Origin of the sequence: Psychrobacter sp. AOP5-GZ1-6 (genome assembly GCF_052376345.1) — a bacterium.
GTDB lineage: Bacteria > Pseudomonadota > Gammaproteobacteria > Pseudomonadales > Moraxellaceae > Psychrobacter.
The window spans coordinates 17,198-35,929 of sequence record NZ_JBQSVP010000009.1 but is presented as its reverse complement, the minus strand read 5'-3'; the positions used below and the strand labels follow the sequence as shown (position 1 = coordinate 35,929).

Below are 18,732 nucleotides of genomic sequence, written 5' to 3'. Positions count from 1 at the left end.
CACAAAGAAATAAGAATTAATTGAAAAATGAGATAAAGCTATGGCGTTACACCCTTTACATGGATTGGTAGAGCAGTTAGAGACACAACCGATTATATTTATCGGTGGAAAAGGCGGCGTAGGGAAGACCACGACTGCCGCCGCACTGGCTAGCTACTATGCTAGCCAGCAGCAAAAGACCTTAATTGTCTCGACTGATCCAGCACATAGTTTGGGCGATGTTTTGAATGTTCGCCTAAGCAACGAAAAAACAGTGATGTCACCTTATTTAGATGCCATCGAGCTAAATCCAGACATCATCGTTGATGCGCATTTTGCACAGGTTGAGCGCACTATTACAGCCTATGCCAATCCAGATATGATGCCCAAGATTCGAGAGCATTTGCAGCTATCAAAATCAGCTCCAGGTGCCCAGGAAGCTGCGATGCTTGAATCTATGTGTCAGCACTTAGTCAGCGCCGCAGATGCAGATTATGATCATATTATTTTTGATACGGCACCAACAGGGCATACTCTACGGTTATTGGTACTACCAGAGATGATGGGTGCGTGGACAGATGGACTGCTTGCACAGCAGCGACGACAGTCTAAGTTACGCTCGGTGGCAAACCATTTAGACAGTCACAATCAAAAAAACGATAAGAACGATGTGGCAAATCCGTTTGCAGCAAAAAAATCAGACCGCTGGGAACAAGCCGTATCTGTATTAGAAAAACGCAAACAGCTGTTTCGTCAAGCAGGAGCATTACTTCACGACCGTGCTCAAACAGCTATTGTGTTGGTTATGACTGCAGATGTATTGCCATTGGCTGAGACCAGACGTGCGATCAAGCAGTTAGAAGACAGCAAACTCACGCCAGCAGCGATCGTCATCAATCAGCTGATAACACCTACTCAGTCTGATAACTTTTGGCAGCTGCGTGCCGATAGACAACAGCAAATTATGCAAGATATAGAGACAAGCTTTACTAAGTATCCGCTATATCCAATCTATCTACAGCAGACAGATGTACGTGGTACTGATGCATTGAGTGCTTTACTGAAACCAGTACTCTAGGTTTTGAATAATAACGTATGTACTTATTATCAATTATGCTTAATTTGGCGAGTCATGATTGTACGACTGTAATTTGGCCGAGAGCGACCACGCCATATCTGCTCGTAATAGCTGCGCTTGCTCAGACTTGCCACTACTAAGTGACGACCATTGCGGCTTACCACGGGCTTTTTTTAACTCGCTTGGTAGTTTGTTGGTTGGCCATGGCGTCACTAGATTATCGTCTTCATTCTCGCTTGATTCATCATCATGTTTTGCGCCGTTATATATCAATTGGGTCGCATCTGTCGCTGCATGACCACGATGACGCAACGCGGTCAGTAAATCAATCGCTCGAGTAGCCAGTAGTGTCAACGTAGCAGGGTCGATATATAAGCGCTTCACCCCTGTAATCCTATCAGCAATACTACTGGTATTAGACAACAACCCTCCGGCAATACCACCAATTGCTGTACCCAAGCCTAGCGTCATACCCAATGCGGCTGCATCAACACCTAAGCCCAACAGTGCACCAGCGGCCGCGCCCGAAGTCGTACGAATACCATAGCTTTTGAGAAGTTCAGGGTCAAATGGGTCTTGTTGATAGGCTTGTAGCTCCAGTGGGGTTGCAGCGACAGCATTGTCATAGAACTTATATAAGTTGAGCAAGTTATGCTGCATGGTACGTTCGCTCTGTCGAACGGCTTCCTGCATTTGTGTCAGTACTGGCATGGGATCGTCGCTGTCATTAATCTCACGCACAAAAGCTGCGACATTGATCAAAAAGTCAGCAATAACGATATTTGCCTCGTCACTCAGCCGTGCCCAGTTTTCGGTCCGACGTTGCATCAATTGCTCAAGCATCTCAGAATGGGTGAGCATGGTGGCTAAGTTTTGCCATAGGCGCATCTCATCTTCGAATTCAAAAGCAACTGAATCAAAACGCGTCGATATATGCAAATTTCGTCTTGCCAGCATCGTCTGCCATTCATCGATATTGGCATTCTGACTGTCGGTGAAATTAAAGACAGGCATGACAGGAATGGCTGCCCAAGACAAGATAGCCAGCTCGTCTTTATATTTGCCCAGCACTGGCTCGCGCGCATCGACGACATAGATAGCCATATCACTTGCTAGTAGCTGACGAATCACTTTGGCTTCTTGGCTATAGTCATAGCTTTGTGCATGATAGCTATCTGCATGATTCTCTAAAGGGTTATCTAAATGGCTGTCTGAAGCACCACCATTTGTCCCTTGAGCAATATCCGCAGCCAAAAACTGCTGCAAACGCTCAATCCCATCACGGCGACTGGCGGTATTATCCTCTAACCAATCCATCAACCCTGAGGCATCTTCTAGACCAGGCGTATCATATAGTGCGACTAGTACTTCGCCAGTTTGGCTATCTGTTAACTGAGCCTGTTCGACATGTCGTGTGGTGGCGGCCTCGTTTTTTACTTCACCAAAATACACGTCGCGTAATAAGGTGCGCAGGATAGAGGTCTTACCTGTATTGGTGTGACCGACAACGGCTAGTTTGAGTGGCTCACCACTAGCGATGGTTTTTTTAGCGGCTTGCTGTTCCTTATCTAATGTCGGTTGCTCTGCTATATGTGACTGTGATTGTGTATCAGATACAGATAGTGGTGCAGTTTTTGAGTGAGGTGTTGAGTCATTTGAATCAGGTGTCACCTTATACGCTTTATCTGCAAAAAGACCAACCGGTTTATCATTGTTTTTATTGCTTTCATGAGTGTTATTGTCATTATTCATAATAAAATCTTATATTAATTATCGATATGCTTAAGCGTTAAGCCGCACTAGTAGGTGGTAGGTAGATGATAGGTGAATTGCTCTACGCATCTGTATCGACCAAACCAATTTCTCGTGCAGATAACGCAGTCTGCCACTGCTGATAGCGAAGGCCTTGGTTTTCTACTTGCTGTGATTCTGACGTATGCAAATCTGAAGCATCAACAGTCAGACCCGTGTCGTTCAGTAGTTTTACAATCAGTCCCTCTTTTGCATGACTGGCAATCTGATCAAGTTTGCGTAATGTGCCACGGTCAGGCAATGCTCTATTATGAATACCGAGTAACACTTGTACTGGATGATTGTCTAGATACGTTTTTAACCGTGCCATATCATCACGATCATCTAATATGCCAAAATTCTCCACATCGCCCTCAAGTGTGTTATCAAAACCTGATTGCCACCAGCTATCTTGCTCGGTTGGGTATTCAAGCAGTGCAACCAGTTTCTTGCCAGCGCTCACGGTGGCTTTCGGTGCGATAGGAGTAGGTGCCTCATTAAAGTCATCGGCGTCAACCACTTGGCGTTGCCAAAAACTCAAAATCTTCTGATAATAAGGCAGTTTAAGATCTAAACGCATTTTTTTTCGGCGAAACATTAAGGCGCACCCCCCCCAAGCAAGCGCTCGTGGTACGATGCCATACATCAGCAAGCTACCGATTAGTAGTCCGGCCCATTGCCGCGCAACAGATAGCGGCATAGCATCTGTCACCAATCGACTCTGTGCGATAGCCGCACTGTCCGGCACCCCAAATCCCACCATGCTAGGTAGCCAGCCTAATATCTGAGTCAAAGTAATAAGCGCCTGATCAGATAATAGTGTCGACTCCCAACTAAAGCTGTACTGACGCACAATCAACAAAAACACAATTGCCAATAACATACCTGTCAATGTCGCAAGCCACAATTGATGGCTGAACCTGCCAAGATACCAGCACATACCGCTATGATGTAATTGACGTTCGTACAAATTCACAGCCGCCTTGGTCACATCATCCTTACCACGTATCAGATAACTGGGACTGACAAAACTGGCGAACCAATTGGATGATTGCTTACCTTGATTAACCAAAGTCATGGCAAGCCAGCCTAAGAGCATAATAGTATGAAACCCTAATAAGCAAACCAACACATAAAAGAAATTCACCACATTGGCCTGTAGTAGCGTAAATAAGCCCAAAAATCCTGAGATGCACCACACCACACTCATTACGACCATGATGCCTTTGATACGGCCATCAATCTTACCCAATACTCGTGTCAGTGCACCATTACTGTCAATACGTGAAGCGCGGCGATGCAGCTTTTGTATCGGTTTGCCATCTTCATTTTGCAGCTTTTCCGTGATGAGTAGCGGGTCAGTGGCAAATACATGCTGCTGTGTCTCAAGCGTGCGTACCAACTCAGTTAATTGGTCTTGGGGTGATAGCATAATGCGATAACATCCGTATAAAAGCGTTAAGGTAAAATAGCAATAATTGGTTATTGTAGCCTATATATAGGGTCTATTGAACATTCAAACATCAGGGCTATTAATCGCTAAGATTACACTAGACTAGGCATAAGCTGATGATTTTGCCAATAAACGAATAGGAATGATTCATAAGTGCCCATCTTTTAAACATTTTCATTACGGTAAAAACCCTAAGCGTACGCCAAAATAAGCTATGTTCAGTACTATAAAACTAATAAAAACTCAAATAATAAGAGCAGGAAAATCATCATGAATAATAAAACCTATCTAATCATTGGTGGTACAGGTGGCATTGGTAAGGCGATGATAGAGCAGCTAACCGCCAACACAGCACATGACACGTTTGTCTTTGCTACTCATAATAAGAACCTACCTGATTTTGAAGCAGCCAATCTACACTGGATATCGATGGATGTCTGTGATGAGAGCAGTATCGAACAAGCGGCTGACATCATCAAACAGCACACGGATCATATCGACTGGGTCATTAACTGTGCGGGATTATTGCATACTGAAACGCAGCAACCGGAGAAAGCCCTGCGCCAGATGGAGACGGATTTCTTTTTACAGAATATGCAAGTAAACGCTCTAGCCAGTTTGCTGATTGCTAAGCATATGAAATCATTGCTGGTAAAAGCTAAGCGCAGCAACAAGGTACCCGCTGTTTTTGCGACGATATCAGCGCGAGTGGGTAGTATCAGTGACAATCAATTGGGCGGTTGGTATAGCTACCGGATGAGTAAAGCTGCACTCAATATGGGAATGAAAAACCTAAGCATCGAATGGGGTAGGTCGTTCAAGGACGTATGCGTGGTAGTCATGCAGCCAGGAACGGTTAACACGCAACTATCAGCGCCGTTTCAAGGCAATGTGGCTGACGGACATTTATTCTCGCCAGCCTATAGTGCTGAATGCTTGTTAGAAGTACTGAGTGGTATGACGGCAGCACAATCAGGCAGTTTTGTAGATTGGGCTGGAGAGTCTATTTCTTGGTGATAGCGGTATAGCGGTGAGAAATGAGCGAGTCGTTGCTTTAGGTCATCAAGTACAGTAAACCTAAAACGAATAACGCTGACATGATTAATAGTAAAAAGCTGAGAATCTTACTCGTGGTAGAAGTAGAGCTTGTGCTTTCTTTTTTTACTTTCACTTTTTTGACCACATGTAGCACCATTTTTACATGCTCAATATTGTCTTCGAGGTAGTGTTCGCCTTCGGGTACAAACCCTAAAGACTGATAAAAATCTAGCAAGTAGGCTTGTGCAGAGATAATGATAGGGCGTTTTTTGCCATATTTTTTACGACAATGTGCAATAGCATGGTTCATCATATCCCGTGCTAAGCCGCCACCTCGATGCTCTGCTAATACCAGCACGCGACCAATCGCAGACATAGAGGTATCACTCGGTGCGGCGTCGGCTACCGACAGGTTAGATTTTAACTTATTAAATTCAGGCGGAATGATTCGGCAATATGCGATCAGGGTCTCATTTTGATGGGCGATCAGATGCAGACAGTCAAAATCCAGCTCATCCATATCTTGATAAGCGCAGTTTTGTTCGACCACAAACACTTGCGAGCGCGCTTTTAAAATATGATAAAGATCAACCGAGGTAAGTTCATCGAACGTTTTAACAGAAAAATTACAGGTCATAATGAAGCAGCTTTTAGCGGATTGATTTGGATTTGGCTATAGCGACTTTTAACTATAGTAACGATTAGGGTCTATTAAACATTCAAACATTAGTACGGCTAATCGCTATTTGACTGTTCAATAGACCCTAGAATTTTTTAAGTAAGGATCATTATAACGATTTAAGCACGTATTAACCATTGCTAACCATGTAGCGTTTGACTGATCTTATCCAAATTCAAGCTGTCAGACATGGCGCTAAAAATCTCAAAGTACTTGCCACGTTGTTTATACAGTTCCTCATGCGTGCCTGTCTCGACTACTTGGCCATTTTCTATCACTACCAAATCATCAGCATCAATAATCTGCGCAATATTGTGCGACACAATAATTACGGTTCTATCTTTTTTGATCAAATCCAAGCTTTTTTTGACTTGCTGACTGGCAATGGCATCAAGACTGGCGGTTGGTTCATCCAAAAATACGATAGGCGGATCCTTCAAAAACATCCTAGCCAGTGCAATGCGCTGCTGCTGACCACCAGACAGCGATTTGGCTTCGCTGTCATAGCCACTTGGTAGGGCAATGACTTGCTGATGTATTGACGCTTTTTTAGCAGCGGCAATGATATCTTCGTCCGTTGCACTCATGTCTCCATAACGAATGTTTTCACCAATCGTACCCGAAAAAATATGGTTGCTTTGTAGCACAAGGCCAATTTTCTGTCGTAAAGCTTGCGTATCATAGTCGTCTAAATCATGACCATCTAAGCAAATACTACCGGCTTCTGGCTCATAAAATTTAACCAACAGATTGATGATGGTGCTCTTGCCAGCACCGCTTAAACCCACTAGCGCGGTAATACGATTGGGTTTAATGGTAAAGCTGACATCGTTTAAGGCTTTGGTACCATTAGGATAAGTAAAATCGACGTTTTTTAGCTCAATGTGGCCTTGCAACTGCTGACTTGGTAAGCCACCAATCGTCTCGACTTGCTTGTCGTCTTCTAAAATATCAAAAAATCCTTCGGCATAGGTTAGTGCATTGTTGATCTGATCGTAAATGCGATGCAACTGACGAATGGGCGCGGCGACATTTTGAAACAGCATGACATGAAACAAAATCATACCAATGGTCATCTCGCCTTTTAGCACAAAATAGGCCGTGAGTAAGATAATCATCACCACGCCAATCTGTTCGATAAAGGTTTTGACGCCATCATAAATAAAAGCAATGCTACGAATACGTAGCTGATTGTCAGTCATGTCTTTTTGAATCGCCAAGTGCTTTTGGGCTTCAATGGGTTCGCGTACAAAAGACTTGACCACGCTGATGGCGTTAATTAAGGAGATAACCAGCCCGCTTTTTGTTTCGCGGTAACCACGCATTTGCCGCCGAAATCCTTGCAGGCGGTTGGCTTGTTTTTGACTGATAAAGAAATAAATGGGCACAATGATAAGACCAACCATGCCTACCCAAAAATTGGTAGAAAACATGATGACGAGTGACACAATGGCACTGGCAAATAACGGCAGCATGTCAATAAAAAAGTTCTGTACCAAGCTGGTGAGGCTACTGACACCTAAGTCAATACGGGTTTGTAGTTTGCCGCTGTCGTTATTGCTACTGGTATAAAATGCCATGCGATAGGTGAGAATACGCTCAACCACCTTTTGAGATAAATCTCTTGAGAGATTGATGCGGATTCTTTCGCCAAAGTAGCGTTGCCCAAATGAGATAAAAATAGACAATACTTCTTTGATGAGTAGCACCGCACTAATAATACCTAGCATACGTCCACCCGCCGCCCAAGGGTCGGTGAGGGTAGCGATGTCGGTTAAGGTGTCTACGGTGTAGCGCAATACAAAAGCGTTGACCTGCGCGGTAAACGAGCCGAGTACCGTTAATATCAACGTGAGTAAAATTAACGCTTTGTAAGGCGCGGCAAACACGGCTAGCTTTTTGAGGATAGACCACAGTAAAGCGCCCCGTTCTGCTTTATTGGTGGGCGGCTTGATATTAAGTGGAACGCGGCGCGGTGGGGTTGGCATATCGAAAATAACCGTAGCGATTACCGTTAGTTAATCTAGTTCAGCACGTGAAAATAAATCTACTATCAAATTGTGGTCATCGCATGCTTGCTTAAAGGCCACAGTAAAAGTACTCAGGGCATTTTTATCTGATGAATACGCCACAAACATACTGCCTTCTGGATCGAATTTGATCACATTTTGCCATTCTGGATATTTTTCTTGCAAGAATACAGTGGCTAAACTTCCCCAATCATAACCATTGCCTTCAAACCCTTCGTTGGCACGTGTGGCAAAAACTTCAGCTTTATAAGAACCCACATCGCTCAAACATACAGAAACGCTATCTTCGTGCTCGACCCAGAAGAAAGGGCTGATGACTTGCTCAAAATCTTGCCTACTCATTGTGTTATACCTAATATTTGAATATCAAACAGATCTTAATACTAACACTTAGGAGTTATCAATTTGTTAGTTTTTACTTATGAGGCGTACTAAAAAGCATCTGCTGGCACAAAAACCTCACCAACCATGATACGCCTTGCTGAACGGCTCATCGAGACTTTTTTGGCTTGCCAGCGGTCATCGACTTGTTCTGTTTTGCCGCCTACTAGTAGAGTACCTGATGGGTGACCAAAACGTACTTCATCGAACTTCTGACCACCAGCGGCCTCATTTACTAAGGTTCCTTGTGTGGTTGCTGCTGCAGCAATGGCGACAGCTGCTGTACCCATCATGGCGTGATGCAATTGCCCCATACTCATGGCACGTACCACTAAATCAATTTCGCCAGCATCGACCGACTTACCACTAGAGGCGGTATAGCTCTGTGCTGCGCCCACCCAAGCGATTTTAGGAATGTGTTGACTGGTCTGTGCCTCGCTCACATCTTTAAATAATCCCATCGCCACACCGCCTTTGGCGCGGATAGTCTCAAGCTTAGCAAGTAGCTCGCTGTCGCTATTGATATCACCTTGCAATTCAGTACCCATAAACCCCAAATCTTCTGCTTTCATAAAGATGGTCGGGATACCAGCGCTAATAAAGGTAGCTTTGACGCTATCGGTATTTAAACCGCAACCCGTTACATCGAAGTCATCGACCAAGTTGCCAGTAGGGAACATGTCGCTGGTGGCATCGACTGGATCGATAAACTCAATTTTGACTTCAGCGGCGGGAAAGGTGACGCCGTCTAATTCAAAGTCGCCTGTTTCTTGAACCTGGACTTTTTTATCTGCGTCTTGATAGACGGGAACATGGGCAATGATAGTTTTGCCGATGTTTTCTTGCCAAATGCGTACTTCACAAATGCCGCTTTTAGTATTGTCATCGATGCTATTAGCAATCTTGTCGGCAGCAACTAGCCCCATGTTAATGGCGCAAGCACCAACAGCTGCGGTTAAGTTGCCGCAGTTACCCGCCCAGTCAATCATGGGTTTGGCGATATTGACTTGTCCAAATAGATAATTGACATCGTGGCTGTCATCATTTGCTGGAGATAAAATAACCGTTTTTGAGGTGCTAGAGCTGCCATTACCCAAGCCATCGATTTGCTTACCATAAGGGTCTGGGCTACCAATCACACGTAGCAAAAACTTATCACGTGACTCGCCAGCGACTTGGCAACGCTCAGGTAAATCAGACAGTTTAAAGAAAGTGCCTTTTGAGGTACCACCGCGCATATAGGTGGCGGGGACTGATATTTGCGGAGCGAAAGAAGGTTTGGATTTAGGATTGGTTTGAGCCACTGTATTAAGTCCTTTTTATATTGTTGTAAGATTAGGATGGTGCCATCAGCAAGTAAACATGAATGACTAAAAGTGCTTATTAATAATGATAGCGACAAGAGATAATCGTCAGATAGTTATCATCGACGGCATATACCAACCGATTGGCATCATCGATGCGTCTTGACCAAAATCCAGATAGGTTTTCTTTTAGGGGTTCAGGTTTGCCAATGCCTTCAAACGGATTACGCTTACATTCGGTGATAAGTTTGTTAATACGTTTGAGTGTTTTTTTATCTTGCGTTTGCCAGTACAGGTAGTCTTTCCACGCAGCATCTGTCCATGCTAGTTGTTCACTCATTGTCAGACCCTTTGCGTTGATTCAAGCCTTTGAGTTTAAGCACTCTCAATGTCGTTATCCGCATGCTCATTGTCATCACTATCTTCTGCCGTATCAATTAGCTCACGCGTAACGGTCTTGCCAGCTTTATATTGAGCAATAGAATCCGCTAAGTGCGCTGCATTGGCAGGAGACTTTAATAGATAGACAGTTTCCATCAGGCTATTGTAATAATCAAGCGACATCACAACCGCATCATCAGCGTCACGGCGGGTTACGATAGTGGCGTTGGCATCATCGTTTACCGTATCTAGGACGGATTTTAGGTGTTTTCTGGCTTCTGAAAAACTAACGACTCTCATGGCTTACTCCTTTCATGATATTTTGCATAACTTGTACAATATATGGTACATATTACGCCATTGATTAAGTAAACTCAATATTTAGCTACTATCTAATACTTAGGAGTAAGTGACAAAACTCAGTGTATAGAACGCAAAAGCAAATAAAAGCCGATGTCATATAAAAAGGTTATACAACATCGGCTCCTTATATACTCATATCATACTAAAGGTTTAAACAATATCTAACGTACCTTCGATGAACTCTTTGGCAAAGCGTTGTAGCATACCGCCCGCGTTATACATTTTTACTTCATCAGCTGTATCTAAGCGGCAAATAATAGGCGCTTCTGTGATACTGCCGTCGGTACGATGAATCACCAACATCATCAATCCGCCAGCAGAGACTTCACCTGTGACATCAAAGGTTTCTGTACCATCGATATTTAACGTGTTGCGAGTCGTGCCTTCTTCGAACTGCAGAGGTAGGGCACCCATACCAACTAAGTTTTGACGATGAATACGCTCAAAGTCCTCAGCAACGACGGCTTCTACACCAGCGAGACGCACGCCTTTGGCAGCCCAGTCACGGCTAGAGCCTTGACCATAGCCATCACCTGCGATGATGATAAGCGGTTGCTCACGGTTCATGTAGGTTTCAATCGCTTCCCACATACGCATCACTTGACCTTCTGGCTCGACGCGGGCCAATGAGCCTTGGATAATTTCACCTTCCTCATCGCGTACCATCTCGTTCAATAACTTAGGATTGGCAAAGGTGGCACGTTGCGCGGTTAAATGGTCACCGCGGTGAGTAGCGTATGAGTTATAGTCCTCAGCAGGCAAACCCATAGTATCTAGATACTCGCCAGCTGCTGATGAGCCAAGAATAGCATTTGATGGCGACATATGGTCGGTTGTGATGTTGTCACCAAGTACGGCAAGCGGACGCAGACCTGTTAGGGTATTTTTCTTCGCCATTTTTCCTTCCCAATACGGTGGACGGCGGATATAGGTGGTCATCTCACGCCAGTCATATAAAGGGCTTAGCGTTTTACCCATGTCTTTTTTGGTTTCATCAAACATAGGAATATAAACGGCATCGAACTGTTCAGGTTTAACGGCAGCGGCAACGATAGCATCGACTTCTTCGTCATCAAACCAAATGTCTTTTAGATAAACATCATTGCCATCTTGGTCTTTGCCCAATGAGTCTTTTTCGATATCAAAACGGATGTTGCCAGCGATGGCATACGCAATAACCAATGGCGGCGATGCTAAGAATGCTTGCTTGGCATAAGGGTGGATACGTCCATCAAAGTTACGGTTACCTGAGAGTACTGCCGTGGTAAATAAATCATTGTCGATGATTTCTTTTTCGATATCAGGGTCTAGCGCACCACTCATGCCGTTACAGGTCGTACAGGCAAAACCAACCACGTCAAAACCGATTTCTTGTAGCTCAGGCATCAGACCTGCTTCTTCTAGGTACATTTTGACCGTTTTTGAGCCAGGTGCTAAGGATGATTTGACCCAAGGTTTCCGTAATAATCCTTTGGCATTAGCATTACGAGCCACCAGGCCTGCTGCTACCATATTGCGCGGGTTTGAGGTGTTGGTACAGCTGGTGATAGCCGCGATAATCACTGCGCCATCTGGCATCAAACCGTCCTTTGATTCAGGTAGTTTCTCATCAGGAGCGTGAGCGATGCCTTTGGCAACCAAATCATCGGTCGATACGCGGGCATGTGGACGCGAAGGCCCTGCCAAATTGCGGCCTACTGATGACAGATCAAACTCAAGCACGCGTGCGTATTCGGCTTTTTTCATACCGTCAGCCCATAGGCCAGTTTGTTTGGCATACTGCTCAACCAGTTTGATTTGTTCTTCACTACGACCAGTCAGACGCAGATAGTCGATGGTTTGCTCATCGATATAGAACATCGCAGCAGTTGCGCCATACTCAGGCGTCATGTTGGAGATAGAGGCGCGGTCACCGACAGTCAGCTGGCGTGCGCCATCACCGAAGAATTCTATATAGGTAGAAACCACACCGGCATCACGCAAAAACTCAGTCATGGCCAGTACCAAATCCGTGCCAGTAATGCCTTTTTGCAATTTACCTGTAAGTTTGACACCCACGTAATCAGGCAGGCGCATATACGATGGATTGCCGAGCATCACGCTTTCAGCTTCTAATCCGCCCACACCGATTGAGATAACACCGAGCGCATCGACCATTGGTGTGTGGCTATCTGTACCCACTAACGTATCGGCAAAAGCGACTTTTTCGCCTGCTTTGTTTTGTACCACTTGTACTACAGGTGACATTTTTTCTAGGTTGATTTGGTGCATAATGCCATTACCTGGTGGCACCACGTTTACGTTATCAAAGGCGTATTCGCACCAGTTGATAAAGTGAAAACGGTCATCATTACGGCGCTCTTCAATGGCACGGTTTTTCTCAAACGCATTGTCTTCAAAGCCTGCATGCTCAACAGCTAATGAATGGTCAACGATAAGCTGAGTTGGCACGATAGGGTTTACTTTAGCAGGGTCGCCACCTTGCTCAGCGATAGCATCACGTAGGCCAGCCAAATCAACAAAAGCCGTCTGACCCAAAATATCATGACAAACGACACGGGCAGGGTACCAAGGAAAGTCAAGGTCTTGCTTGCGGTCGATATGCTGCTTAAGTGCATTGGTTAGCTCTTCTGGTGGACAACGGCGTACTAGGTTTTCGCACAATACTTTTGAACAGAAAGGTAGTTTGTCATACGCGCCAGCTTCGATGCTCTCGACAGCTTCTCGGGTGTCAAAGTAGTAAAGGTCAGTATCAGGAAGTGGTTTTTTAAAGGGTTCGTTCATTGGTTGTACTAGTGCATTGTCCATAAGTCACCTTTGGCGGTTAGCTGGTTTAGATTAAAATTAATAAAAGATATTCTCTTAGCAAAATCGTTGGTTTTCTCGTTTTTAGCGATAAAAAGCGATAAAAAAGACTTTGCTAAAAAAATGATATTGAACGTTTAAACATAAGATCCTAAAGCCAGTATATGACCGACTCCTAATGTCGTAGTGAATATAAAAAACCAATTGGTATGCGAGGACGGAGCATTTTGGCGAAATAATTTAGCCCAAGCCATTATCATGCATACTATATTGATGACAAACAAAGAACCCCATAAGTTGAGCAAAAAATCTAACCACTCTCGACTTAAACTATTCTGAGAAAAATCCATCGTAAACTTGATACTGGTATAACTAAAACTGAGTAGAGTGATTGCTGATATTATGAAAATAAATATATCTACTTTTGACGTCTTTTGGTTTTGGTGAGGATAGACGATAGGTTTGATTAGTAATACCACTAACCATAAGAAGCTTGCCACCCAAACGACATATGATGGCCATACTGTCATCATACTTCTCCAAACGTAAACATAGATATCAAAAGTTAAGTATAGAGTGTGCCATGCGCGCCAGTTAAAGGTTGTCTAACTCTCAGCACGCAAAGCACATCTTAAAAAAATTATCCTACTTTAAATAATTAACGCGCACTCATATCTGGTACTGGACGCAGCTCTTCACCCGTATATTCTGCACTTGGACGGATGATACGGTTGTTAGCACGTTGCTCAAATACATGAGATGCCCAACCTGTTAAGCGTGAGCACACAAAGATTGGAGTGAACAGTTTGGTTGGAATACCCATAAAGTGATAAGCAGACGCATGGAAAAAGTCAGCATTACAGAACAGTTTTTTCTCGCGCCACATGACCTCTTCACAGCGTACTGATACGGGGTATAGCACCTCATCACCAACGTCAGCGGCTAGCTTCTCAGCCCAACCTTTAATTACGACGTTACGAGGATCTGATTCGCTATAGATGGCATGACCAAAGCCCATGATTTTATCTTTACGTGCCAGCATAGCTAACATCTCGGTTTCGGCTTCATCGGCTGAACCAAAACCTTCAATCATATCCATCGCAGCTTCGTTCGCACCGCCATGCAAGTGACCACGCAATGAGCCAATTGCACCTGTGATACAAGAATGAATGTCAGATAAGGTAGACGCACACACACGAGCGGTAAAGGTTGAAGCATTGAACTCATGCTCAGCATACAAAATAAGTGAGATATTCATCACTTTTGTGTGTAGCTCGTTTGGTTTTTCGCCTTTTAACAGATGTAAGAAATGGCCACCGATGGTTTCATCATCCGTTTCGGTTTCGATACGCACGTTGTCATGCGTGAAGCGATACCAGTAGTTGATGATTGATGGGAAAACCGCCAACATGCGGTCTGTTTTGTCTTTTTCTTCGGCAAAGTCAGTCTCAGTTTCAAGGTTACCCAGCATAGAGCAACCGGTACGTAGTACATCCATTGGGTGCGAATCGCTTGGGATGCGTTCAAGTACGTCTTTTAGCGCTTGTGGTAGACCACGTAATGTTTTGAGCTTGGCTTGATAAGCATCAAGTTGGCTTTGGTTTGGCAAGTTGCCATAAAGTAGCAAGTAGGCCACCTCTTCAAAGATGCATTTGTCTGCGAGTTCTGATACGTCATAACCGCGATACGTCAGACCTGAGCCTGATTTACCAACGGTTGATAGTGCCGTCTTGCCAGCGACCTGACCTCGTAGACCTGCGCCTGAAAGTTGTTTTTGTGCTGCCATGATTGAATTCCTTTTGTTGGTAGCTTTTTGGGTGAAAAGTAAAAAAAGGTGTTTCTTATAATGTGACTTCTTGCATCAGTCATTGCTAGCTTTTATGGTTTCGTTATTAGAAACCAGTTAACTGACACTTTCGCAAGAAGTCTATGGGCGTGTCCCCAATCTGAACAATCAGTATTAAATGGGCTAAAAATGGCTAAGTATTTGCCAAACTGCGTTAAGTAGCTTGCTAATATCTCGATATTATCTGCACTATTTTTCTTAGTTTGACTGCTATTTATCTCATTTTTATCTCTATGTTCAACATGGGGACACACCCTAAGCAGTTTCTTTGCTTATTGTTGACTGACTATAGCGCTGGTTGTGTGCAACTAAGACTGTGGTTGTGGTGCATCTAAATCAACAGTAATATTACAACGATCGAACTCAGCCTGAATCGGTGCACTCATTGCTTGCATTACACTGCCTTCACCTTGAGCCTTGTTTAGCTGCATGTACTTAGCGCCAACTGGTGATTGCATAAAGGTTTGTATTTCTGCCATTTCTTCTTTGGTAGGTTGTTCCATCGGTGTTTCGACTTCTTCGCCACTCATAATGCGTATTTGTTCGTTACCAAAGGCGATCAGTTTTTTCCCTAGATCTGAGTTATAAAACGCCTCTAACTCTTGTAACTCTGCATCGGTAAACTCTGTGTTATAGAAGTTATTAATTTCTTCTCTACCCAAGTCTTTGTCGCGCGATTCAAGGCAGCTTACTTGCTCTGCATTGAGCGATCCACTACTAATAAGCGGAGTAAATACGAAATTGTTAACAGTATCTAATGTCATTTCTGTCATCAGCAAGTTATCTTGAGTAGTAGCTGGTGACGTTTCGGCAGCAGTAGAGGCGCTCATCTCACTCGCCTCACTAGTGGTTTCGTCAACGGTTTCTGGTGTTTTATCACAGCCTGTTGTCAGCAACAGAGCGGCAAGCGTGCAGCTAAGCATTGAAGATTTAGCGATGGTATTAGCAGTAAAAAATGACATAAATAACCTAAAAGTAGGGGAGGGTTGATTTTTTAAAATAAAAGTAATAAAAAACGGTTTAGTTTTTGGTATTACTTATTATCGGCAAACAATTTGTCTAGTGTTTGCTCAAACTCATGATAGTTTAAAAAATCATACAGTTCCATACGAGTCTGCATAGTATCAACGACCTTTTCTTGTGTGCCATCGTTCAACAGGTGTTGATAAACGTTTAGTGCTGCTTTGTTCATCGCACGAAATGCGGATAGTGGATACAACACCATCTCGACACCCACACTGTATAGCTGGTCAGTGGTATATAAATCAGTCTGACCAAATTCTGTCATGTTGGCCAGTACAGGAATGTCTAGGACATCCGTAAACTTGCGATACATTTTGATATCGGTTAATGCTTCTGCAAAAATCATATCAGCACCAGCTTCTTGAAAGGCAACGGCGCGTTCAACAGCTGCATCTAAACCTTCTACAGACAATGCATCAGTACGTGCCATCACCACAAAGTCAGGATCGGTTTTGGCATCTAGTGCTGCTTTTAGGCGATCTACCATCTCTACAATACTAACGATTTCTTTATTTGGTCGGTGACCACAGCGCTTTTGAGCCACTTGGTCTTCGATATGTACTGCTGCCACGCCTGCCTTTTCCATTTTTCTGATAGTTTGAGCAATGTTGAACGCACCACCAAAACCAGTATCGACATCTACCAATAGTGGTGTATCAACCGCATCGGTGATACGGCGAGCATCTTCTAAGACGTTATCTAAACTCGTCATACCCAGATCAGGTAGGCCAAATGAAGCATTTGCCACGCCCGCACCAGACAAGTACAACGCTTGGTGACCAACTTGAGTCGCCATCATCGCGGTATAAGCATTAATCGCGCCAGCAATCTGTAAGGGTTGGTTGTTATCATTTTTTTGTTTCATAGCACTGCGAAAGCGCGTGCCAGCCGATGGTAAAGTCATGTCTTAATCCTTACTTAGAGGGGTGATATTATCTTTGTTGCCATCGATTATACTCAATTATTGCTCGCTGAAAAGTATGTTTTTATCCCTAGTAATTATTATATTTAAATAGTATATTAATTAATATTAATAATATTCAATTATTAAATAGCATTATCCAAAAAATAGCATTCTATATAAATTACTATTCATTTTAGTAAAACTATTCAGGCAAGCCGTTTTGAATATTTACATTTATTTACAAAGATAATAGGAAGACTTGTCAGATATTGATAGATATCAAACAAGAAAAACCCCTTATTAGCCTAGCTAAAAGGGGTTTTATGTTTTTTGCATGTACTGCATTTTTGGACGCAACGTTTTTAGATACGTTGTAATAAACTCACTTAACCAAAGAGACCTGCAAGGTTGGCTAAGAATAACAAGGCAACACCACCTAGGAATAATAAGCTCACAATCGAGTAAATATTCATGCCTGCTGATAGTTTTTGCTGATTTTTAACCAGTGAGTAGTTCAACCAACCAAAGATAGGCGCAGAGACAAATGCTGATATCATGGCAAACTTGAGCATAGTACCTAGCTGTCCTGCAAAGAAGGTAATAATAACCAAACCACCACCGATAGCGTAAGTCGTCCAAAATGAGATTTGTTTTTTATTAATCGCTTTTTCACCTTTGAGTAAGCGCCAGCACTCAGCATTGGCTCGGCCGTAGCCATCAGCACAAGTAATCGTTGTGCCGAACATGCACATAAAGGCAATAAAAGCGACCAATAGTCTTGACCATTCACCGATGGTCGCCGTATACATATTAATAAGCTGATCAATATAGGCAATGCCTGCCGTTTGAATCTCTTGACCAGAGCCATATTGAACAAAAACACCTAGTGATAGAAAGAACAACGCTAAAATAGCAGATACCAAGAACCCGACATTGAAATCAAGCAAACCTTGTTTGTGAGTGGTATGGTCTGTTTTACGTTTTGCAGAGGTCCACATGGATGTAATGGCAGCAAACTCAAGCGGCGCTGGCATCCAACCCATGAGGGCCACGATAAAACCTAATGTGGCCAAATTCCAAGGCGTGACTGCAACGAAGTCAACGGCCATAACGGTCGGTCTGCCAGCAGCGATGACAACTGCGGCTACAGTAGCAATCGTTAGCGCAATCATAATCCATTTGGTTACACCATCGAGCAGCTTGTAGTGACCGGCAATCAAAAATACCCAGCATACAATTGTCACTATCCATGCCAATGTAATGGTAGACAGCCCAATAGAGGCGGGCAGCATAAAACCAAGAATAACGGCTGCGATTAATGACACTGCGCCAGTGCTAATAATCGCTGATAATATAGAGAGAATAAAATATACCCATAGATATGTCTTAGAGCGTTTGGCATAGCCTGCAATCAGACTTTCACCAGTATCGTAGACATAATCTGTACCAAAACGGAAAAATGGGTATTTAAAAACATTGGCTAATACAATAATAATGGCCAGCTGCCAGCCATAAAGTGCGCCAGCCTGTGTCGATGAAATGAGGTGTGAGCCACCAATGGCAGCGGTCGCCATCAAAATCCCAGGACCAAAGATACGCCAACTAAAGCCTTCCTGGTTAGTAGCGCTATCAAGCGTGTTTGTTTGTTGTGCGGTCATACATACCTCAAATTATATC

At 43.7% G+C, this 18,732-nt stretch carries 15 protein-coding genes; 2 read left to right on the top strand and 13 right to left on the bottom strand.

Translation table 11 applies throughout. From position 1 onward, the window contains the following. The first annotated feature begins 40 nt into the window (after positions 1-40). Positions 41-1,057: an ArsA family ATPase gene (locus tag ACT3RN_RS02700; protein ID WP_192991788.1), complete on the top strand. Its 1,017-nt coding sequence runs from the start codon at positions 41-43 to the stop codon at positions 1,055-1,057. Positions 1,058-1,096: 39 nt separating this feature from the next. Here ACT3RN_RS02700 and ACT3RN_RS02695 read toward each other — a convergent pair whose 3' ends face one another. Together ACT3RN_RS02695 and ACT3RN_RS02690 are read right to left on the bottom strand one after the other, a co-directional pair. Further along, complete coding sequence (locus tag ACT3RN_RS02695) at positions 1,097-2,809, bottom strand: DUF3482 domain-containing protein (RefSeq protein WP_192518468.1); 1,713 nt, start codon at positions 2,807-2,809, stop codon at positions 1,097-1,099. An 82-nt stretch (positions 2,810-2,891) separates the two neighbouring features. Beyond that, positions 2,892-4,280, bottom strand: coding sequence for a DUF2868 domain-containing protein (locus tag ACT3RN_RS02690; RefSeq protein WP_442074670.1), 1,389 nt, complete (start codon positions 4,278-4,280; stop codon positions 2,892-2,894). Between the two features lie 291 nt (positions 4,281-4,571). Here ACT3RN_RS02690 and ACT3RN_RS02685 point away from each other — a divergent pair, with 291 nt between their 5' ends. Further along, entirely contained in the window at positions 4,572-5,318 is a 747-nt protein-coding gene (locus ACT3RN_RS02685; protein WP_192518466.1) for an SDR family oxidoreductase, read from the top strand. A gap of 37 nt (positions 5,319-5,355) precedes the next feature. Here the strand turns inward: ACT3RN_RS02685 and ACT3RN_RS02680 are convergent, their stop codons facing one another. The 11 genes from ACT3RN_RS02680 to ACT3RN_RS02630 form a co-directional block, all read right to left on the bottom strand. Next, the gene (locus ACT3RN_RS02680) at positions 5,356-5,976 is read right to left on the bottom strand and encodes a GNAT family N-acetyltransferase (protein WP_192518465.1); all 621 of its coding nucleotides are present in this window, start codon (positions 5,974-5,976) and stop codon (positions 5,356-5,358) included. 182 nt (positions 5,977-6,158) lie between these two features. Beyond that, entirely contained in the window at positions 6,159-8,006 is a 1,848-nt protein-coding gene (locus ACT3RN_RS02675; RefSeq protein WP_192518464.1) for an ABC transporter ATP-binding protein, read from the bottom strand. A 30-nt stretch (positions 8,007-8,036) separates the two neighbouring features. Next, positions 8,037-8,390 carry an immunity 51 family protein gene (locus tag ACT3RN_RS02670; RefSeq protein ID WP_192518463.1) on the bottom strand — a complete coding sequence of 118 codons (354 nt, stop codon included), beginning with the start codon at positions 8,388-8,390 and terminating at the stop codon, positions 8,037-8,039. Positions 8,391-8,479: 89 nt separating this feature from the next. Further along, a complete protein-coding gene (prpF, locus tag ACT3RN_RS02665; protein WP_192518462.1) occupies positions 8,480-9,733 on the bottom strand; it encodes a 2-methylaconitate cis-trans isomerase PrpF in 1,254 nt (417 codons plus the stop codon). Between the two features lie 79 nt (positions 9,734-9,812). Beyond that, the gene (locus ACT3RN_RS02660) at positions 9,813-10,073 is read right to left on the bottom strand and encodes a Txe/YoeB family addiction module toxin (protein WP_037025847.1); all 261 of its coding nucleotides are present in this window, start codon (positions 10,071-10,073) and stop codon (positions 9,813-9,815) included. 35 nt (positions 10,074-10,108) lie between these two features. Next, a complete protein-coding gene (locus ACT3RN_RS02655) occupies positions 10,109-10,414 on the bottom strand; it encodes a type II toxin-antitoxin system Phd/YefM family antitoxin (RefSeq protein WP_192518461.1) in 306 nt (101 codons plus the stop codon). 213 nt (positions 10,415-10,627) lie between these two features. Next, complete coding sequence (acnD, locus tag ACT3RN_RS02650; protein ID WP_263972654.1) at positions 10,628-13,285, bottom strand: Fe/S-dependent 2-methylisocitrate dehydratase AcnD; 2,658 nt, start codon at positions 13,283-13,285, stop codon at positions 10,628-10,630. 655 nt (positions 13,286-13,940) lie between these two features. Next, on the bottom strand, positions 13,941-15,068 hold the full coding sequence (prpC, locus tag ACT3RN_RS02645) for a bifunctional 2-methylcitrate synthase/citrate synthase (protein WP_192518460.1): 1,128 nt from the start codon (positions 15,066-15,068) through the stop codon (positions 13,941-13,943). 368 nt (positions 15,069-15,436) lie between these two features. After that, entirely contained in the window at positions 15,437-16,090 is a 654-nt protein-coding gene (locus ACT3RN_RS02640; RefSeq protein ID WP_192518459.1) for a DUF2059 domain-containing protein, read from the bottom strand. A 71-nt stretch (positions 16,091-16,161) separates the two neighbouring features. Further along, positions 16,162-17,055, bottom strand: a complete 894-nt coding sequence (gene prpB / locus ACT3RN_RS02635) for a methylisocitrate lyase (protein ID WP_192518458.1) — start codon at positions 17,053-17,055, stop codon at positions 16,162-16,164. Positions 17,056-17,441: 386 nt separating this feature from the next. Then, the gene (locus ACT3RN_RS02630) at positions 17,442-18,713 is read right to left on the bottom strand and encodes an NRAMP family divalent metal transporter (RefSeq protein ID WP_442074671.1); all 1,272 of its coding nucleotides are present in this window, start codon (positions 18,711-18,713) and stop codon (positions 17,442-17,444) included. Positions 18,714-18,732 lie beyond the last annotated feature (19 nt).